Origin of the sequence: Dietzia sp. SLG310A2-38A2 (assembly GCF_014145095.1) — a bacterium.
GTDB lineage: Bacteria > Actinomycetota > Actinomycetes > Mycobacteriales > Mycobacteriaceae > Dietzia.
Window position 1 is genome coordinate 1 of the sequence record NZ_JAALDX010000233.1, and the last position, 5708, is coordinate 5708.

Sequence of the window (5708 nt, forward strand, 5' to 3'; positions counted from 1 at the left end):
CAACAACCACTTGACTTCAAGGAGAGGCGTGTGTGCGGAACGCTCTTGTCGTTGAGGGCGCGAGGGCGCGAGGGCGTGTGGGCGCGAGGGCGTGAGGGCGTTGCGTCCCGCGAGTCTGTGAACGTCTTGAGTCGGAGGGGCTCAGGTTTTTGAGTGACTTGGATCACCCCGGGAATGGATCCGGCCGGTCGCCAGTTGTACAGGGCGTCAAACCTCAGCGATCCGGACTCAACTTGGGTTGACGGCGCCACCGCCGACAGGCAGGGTGGAGTCACTGATCCGAGCCTTGAGCCGGGTCTGCTTAACGACAGAGTTTCGGACCACCCCCATCCGCGATCAAGTGCGCGGAGAGAAGGAGAACATCATGGGACGTGCAGTCGGTATCGACCTCGGCACCACCAATTCCTGCGTCGCCGTCCTCGAGGGCGGCGAGGCCAATGTGATCGCCAACGCCGAGGGGTCGCGCACGACCCCGTCGGTGGTCGCGTTCGCCAAGAACGGCGAGGTCCTCGTGGGCCAGCCGGCCAAGAACCAGGCGGTCACGAACGTCGACCGCACCATCCGCTCGGTCAAGCGCCACATCGGCACGGACTGGAAGTCGGATTCGATCGACGACAAGAACTACACCCCGCAGGAGATCAGCGCGCGCACGCTGCAGAAGCTCAAGCGCGACGCCGAGTCCTACCTCGGGGAGGACGTGACGGACGCCGTCATCACCGTCCCCGCCTACTTCAACGACGCCCAGCGTCAGGCCACCAAGGACGCCGGCCAGATCGCCGGCATGAACGTCCTGCGCATCGTCAACGAGCCCACCGCGGCCGCCCTGGCCTACGGGCTGGACAAGGGCGACAAGGAGCAGACCATCCTGGTCTTCGACCTCGGTGGCGGTACCTTCGACGTCTCCCTGCTCGACATCGGCGACGGCGTCGTGGAGGTCCGCGCGACCTCGGGCGACAACCACCTCGGTGGCGACGACTGGGACCAGCGGATCGTCGACTGGCTGGTCGAGAAGTTCAAGGCGCAGAACGGCATCGACCTCACCAAGGACAAGATGGCGCTCCAGCGTCTGCGTGAGGCCGCCGAGAAGGCGAAGATCGAGCTGTCGAGCGGACAGTCCACCTCGATCAACCTGCCGTACATCACGGTCGACGCGGACAAGAACCCGCTCTTCCTCGACGAGACCCTGTCGCGCTCGGAGTTCCAGAAGATCACGCAGGACCTGCTCGACCGGTGCCGCAAGCCGTTCCAGGCCGTCATCAAGGACGCCGGGATCGCCGTGTCCACCATCGACCACGTGGTGCTCGTCGGTGGCTCGACCCGTATGCCGGCCGTGTCCGACCTGGTCAAGGAGCTGACCGGCGGCAAGGAGCCCAACAAGGGCGTCAACCCGGACGAGGTCGTCGCCGTGGGCGCCGCGCTGCAGGCCGGCGTGCTCCGCGGCGAGGTCAAGGACGTGCTCCTGCTCGACGTGACCCCGCTGTCGCTGGGCATCGAGACCAAGGGTGGCGTGATGACCAAGCTCATCGAGCGCAACACGACCATCCCCACCAAGCGGTCCGAGACCTTCACCACGGCCGACGACAACCAGCCGTCGGTGCAGATCCAGGTGTTCCAGGGTGAGCGCGAGATGGCGGCGCAGAACAAGCTGCTCGGCTCGTTCGAGCTCGCCGGCATCGCTCCCGCGCCGCGCGGCGTGCCGCAGATCGAGGTCACCTTCGACATCGACGCCAACGGCATCGTCCACGTGACGGCCAAGGACAAGGGCACCGGCAAGGAGAACACGATCATCATCCAGGACGGCTCGGGCCTGTCCAAGGAGGAGATCGACCAGATGATCAAGGACGCCGAGGCCCACGCGGAGGAGGACCACAAGCGCCGCGAGGAGGCCGACGCCCGCAACCAGGCCGAGTCCACGATCTACCAGACGGAGAAGTTCGTCTCGGAGAACGAGGACAAGGTCCCCGCGGACAAGAAGGAGTCCCTCGAGGCCGCGATCGCCGAGGCCAAGTCCGCGCTCGAGGGTTCGGACGTCGACGCCATCAAGGCCGCCGTGGAGAAGGTCAACACCGAGGCCCAGGCCGTCGGCCAGGCCATCTACGAGGCAGCTGCGGCCGAGGGTGCCGAGGCCGGCGACCCCACCTCCGCGGGTTCCGCTGACGACGACGTCGTCGACGCCGAGGTCGTGGACGAGGACGAGCCCAAGGGGGAGAACAAGTGACGGACGCGACCGGAATTCCCGATCCCGGCGACCCGGAGGCCACCGACGAGGAGGCCGTGGACGAGAAGTTCGTCCAGGACGCCCCGGTGGCGCCCGAGGCCGAGGTCGTGGCCGAGGGTGCGGCCGGCGTCGAACCCGACGAGGTCGAGGCGGCCGCCGAGGACGACGAGACAGCCAGGGGTGAGTTCCAGTGACCACACCACACGCCGACGGTCCGGAGACGGACAAGGCCGCCTGGGCGGGCGGTGACGCCGAGGACGTGGCCGCCGCGCAGGCGGTGGACGACACATCCGGCGCCACTCCCGCGGAGGCGGTGGAAGGCGAGATCGTCGAGGACGACCCGGCCCCGACGGGCGGCACTGACTCGGTGGGCGCAGGGGATGCGCCCGCCGACGACGCCACGGCGGCGCTACAGGCCCAGCTCGACGAGCGGACGGCGGACCTGCAGCGCGTGTCGGCGGAGTTCGCCAACTACCGCCGCCGGGTGGAGCGTGACCGCCAGGCCATCATCGACACCGCCAAGGGCTCGGTCCTCACCGAGCTGCTGACGATCGTCGACGACCTGGAGCGGGCACGGGCGCACGGCGACCTGGAGGAGGGGCCCCTCAAGGCGTTCGCCGACCGGGTCCACGCGGTCCTGGCCTCCCAGGGGGTCGAGTCCTTCGGCGAGGAGGGCGACGCGTTCGACCCGTCCGTGCACGAGGCCGTGCAGGACGAGTCGGAGGGTTCCGAGCCCGTGCTGGGCACGATCCTGCGGAAGGGTTACCGCCACGGCGAGCGGACCCTGCGGTCGGCGATGGTCACCGTCCGCTGATCTGCCCCGCCTCCACCGCCGCCGGTGTGCGGTCACCTGCACACCGGCGGTCGAGGTGGAAAAGTGAGACGTGAGAACAGCAGGACCCGATAGAGGAAGGAGGCGTCTGGTGAGTCAGCGCGAATGGGTCGAGAAGGACTACTACGCCGAACTGGGCGTCTCCAAGTCCGCCACGGCGGACGAGATCCGCAAGGCGTACCGCAAGCTCGCGAGCGACAACCACCCGGACAAGAACCCGGGGAACACGGCCGCCGAGGAGAAGTTCAAGCGGGTCGGCGAGGCCAACAGCGTCATCGGCGACCCCGCCAAGCGCAAGGAGTACGACGAGTTCCGTGCGCAGGTCTCCTCGGGCGGGTTCGGCGGTTTCGCGCCCCCCGGTGGCGGTAGGTACACCACGACCGGTGGCGACTTCGACATCGGCGACCTCTTCGGTCAGGCCGCGGGATCCGGCGGCGCCGGAGGGGCCGGGGGTTTCTCCGACCTGTTCGGTGGCCTGTTCAACCAGGGCCGTGGTGGCGGGGCCGGGGCGGGTCGCGGCCGGGCACAGCGGCCGCAGGGCGGGCAGGACGTCGAGACCGCCCTCACCCTGTCGTTCCGCGAGGCGGCCCTGGGCGAGACGGTGCAGATCAGGCTCTCGTCCGCCTCACCGTGCCTGACCTGTCACGGCAGCGGGGCCCGCCCGGGGACCAGCCCCAAGGTCTGCGGCACCTGCCACGGGGCCGGGGTCACCCAGCGCACCCAGGGCGCGTTCGGGTTCGCCGAACCGTGCACGGACTGCGGCGGCACCGGGTCCAAGATCGACGACCCGTGCCCGGACTGCGTCGGCAGCGGCGTCACCGACCGCGCCCGCACCATCAACGTCAAGGTGCCCGCCGGGGTCCAGGACGGCCAACGCATCCGGCTCTCGGGTCAGGGTGAGGCGGGGTTCCGCGGAGCACCGTCCGGCGACCTGTACGTCACGGTCACCGTGTCGAAGGACGCCGTGTTCGACCGCGACGGCGCCGACCTGCTCGTGGAGCTCCCGGTCTCCTACCCGGAGCTCGTCCGCGGCTCCCAGGTGTCGGTGCCCACGCTCACCGGGCGGGTGACCGTCAAGGTCCCCGCCGGGTCGCGTGACGGACAGATCCTGCGGGTCCGGGGGCGCGGCATCGCACGCAAGTCCGGGACCGGTGACCTCAAGGTCACGCTCCGGGTGGCCACGCCCCCCGCCGGGATGGCCGAGGCCGAGCTCGCCGCCTACGACGATGCGTTGCGGGCAGCCGGCTTCGATCCACGGTCGGGCTGGGCCGGGTCGGCATGAGCCCCCGGCGGGACGTGGGGGACCTGGGCCCCGACGACAGCGTCCTGGTGATCTCCGTGGCCGCGGAGCTGTCCGGACTGCACGCACAGACCCTGCGTACCTACGACCGGCTGGGGATCGTCACGCCCGAACGCACCAGCGGTGGCGGGCGCCGCTACTCGCTCCGCGACGTGGCCCTGCTCCGCGAGGTACAGCGGCTCAGCCAGGACGAGGGGGTCAACCTCGCCGGCATCAAGCGCATCATCGAGCTGACCAACCAGGTCGACGCACTGCAGTCACGGGTCCGCGAGTTGGTCGACGAGCTCGCGGAACTCCGCGCCGGGTCGGCGCGGGGCCGGGCCGGAGGGGAGCTCGTCCACGTGCCCCGCTCCACCTCGGTCGTGGTCTGGCGGCCTCGCCACCAGCGCGAGGACCGCTGATCACACGGACCTAAGGACGATCAACGAATTGTCCTAGGATAGCCTTACCTTTTACAGTGGACCGGTGACGATCGATCAGGTGGGCCATACCGGGCGGGTCGGGGGACTCGCGGGGCCTCTCGCCGCCCGCGGCCGCGCAGTGGCCGTGATCAGCGACGACACCACCCTCACCTACACCGATCTCGCCCTCCGGGTCGCAGCCCGGGCGGCTGAGTACCCGGCGGTGACGTCCGGACGCCGGATGATCGGCCTGGTCGCGGGCAACACCTGCGACTTCCTCATCGACTACCTCGCCGCGCACGAGGCGGGTCATGCGATCCTGCTCCTGCCGCCGGAGAGCGCGGCCACCCGAAGCCTGATCGACTCGTGGACCCCGGACGTCGTGGCGGGTGCGGGTGAGTCGATCCCGGACTCCGCGCACCACACCCCGCCGCGCCACGAGCTCCACCCCGACCTGGCCCTTCTGCTCAGCACCTCGGGGTCGACCGGGTCTCCCAAGCTCGTCCGCCAGTCGCGCCGGGCCGTGCTGTCCAATGCCGCGGCGATCGCCGAGTACCTGCGCATCGTGCCCGGGGACCGTGCCATCACCACCCTCCCGCCGCACTATTGCTACGGCCTGTCGGTGATCCACAGCCACCTGCTCGTGGGCGCCTCGGTGGTGCTCAACGAGGACTCCGTGGCGAGCCCCGGGTTCTGGGAGCGTGCCGGCGCCCACGGCGTGACGACCTTCGCCGCCGTCCCCCACACCGTGGAGCTGCTCGAGCGCGTGGGTCTGGACCGGCTGGACCACCTCACCCGCCTGCGCTACCTCACCCAGGCCGGCGGCCGGCTGGCACCGGAGAAGGTGCGCGCCCTCGCTGAGCGGCTCGAGGCCAGGGGCGCCGAGCTCGTCGTGATGTACGGCCAGACCGAGGCCACCGCCCGTATGGGCTACCTCCCGCCGCATCTCGCGCGCAG

Annotated in this window: 5 protein-coding genes and 1 pseudogene; all 6 read left to right on the top strand. The window is 70.0% G+C overall.

Features of this window, described 5'->3' with window-relative positions; genetic code table 11:
- Nucleotides 1-364 precede the first annotated feature (364 nt).
- Complete coding sequence (gene dnaK / locus G6027_RS08765; protein WP_182636838.1) at nt 365-2218, top strand: molecular chaperone DnaK; 1854 nt, start codon at nt 365-367, stop codon at nt 2216-2218.
- Entirely contained in the window at nt 2215-2412 is a 198-nt protein-coding gene (locus tag G6027_RS08770; RefSeq protein ID WP_182636839.1) for a hypothetical protein, read from the top strand. The genes dnaK and G6027_RS08770 overlap by 4 nt, the downstream gene beginning before the upstream one ends.
- Nucleotides 2409-3032: pseudogene (grpE, locus tag G6027_RS08775) on the top strand (nucleotide exchange factor GrpE); the annotation flags it as partial. The gene G6027_RS08770 and the pseudogene grpE, both read left to right, overlap by 4 nt.
- Before the next feature lie 106 nt (nt 3033-3138).
- Nucleotides 3139-4332, top strand: coding sequence for a molecular chaperone DnaJ (dnaJ, locus tag G6027_RS08780; RefSeq protein ID WP_187702741.1), 1194 nt, complete (start codon nt 3139-3141; stop codon nt 4330-4332).
- Entirely contained in the window at nt 4329-4751 is a 423-nt protein-coding gene (locus tag G6027_RS08785; RefSeq protein WP_182636842.1) for a helix-turn-helix domain-containing protein, read from the top strand. Before dnaJ ends, G6027_RS08785 begins: the two co-directional genes overlap by 4 nt.
- Nucleotides 4752-4992: 241 nt before the next feature.
- On the top strand, nt 4993-5708 hold a 716-nt coding region (locus G6027_RS08790; protein WP_241726960.1), incomplete at its 3' end, for an AMP-binding protein.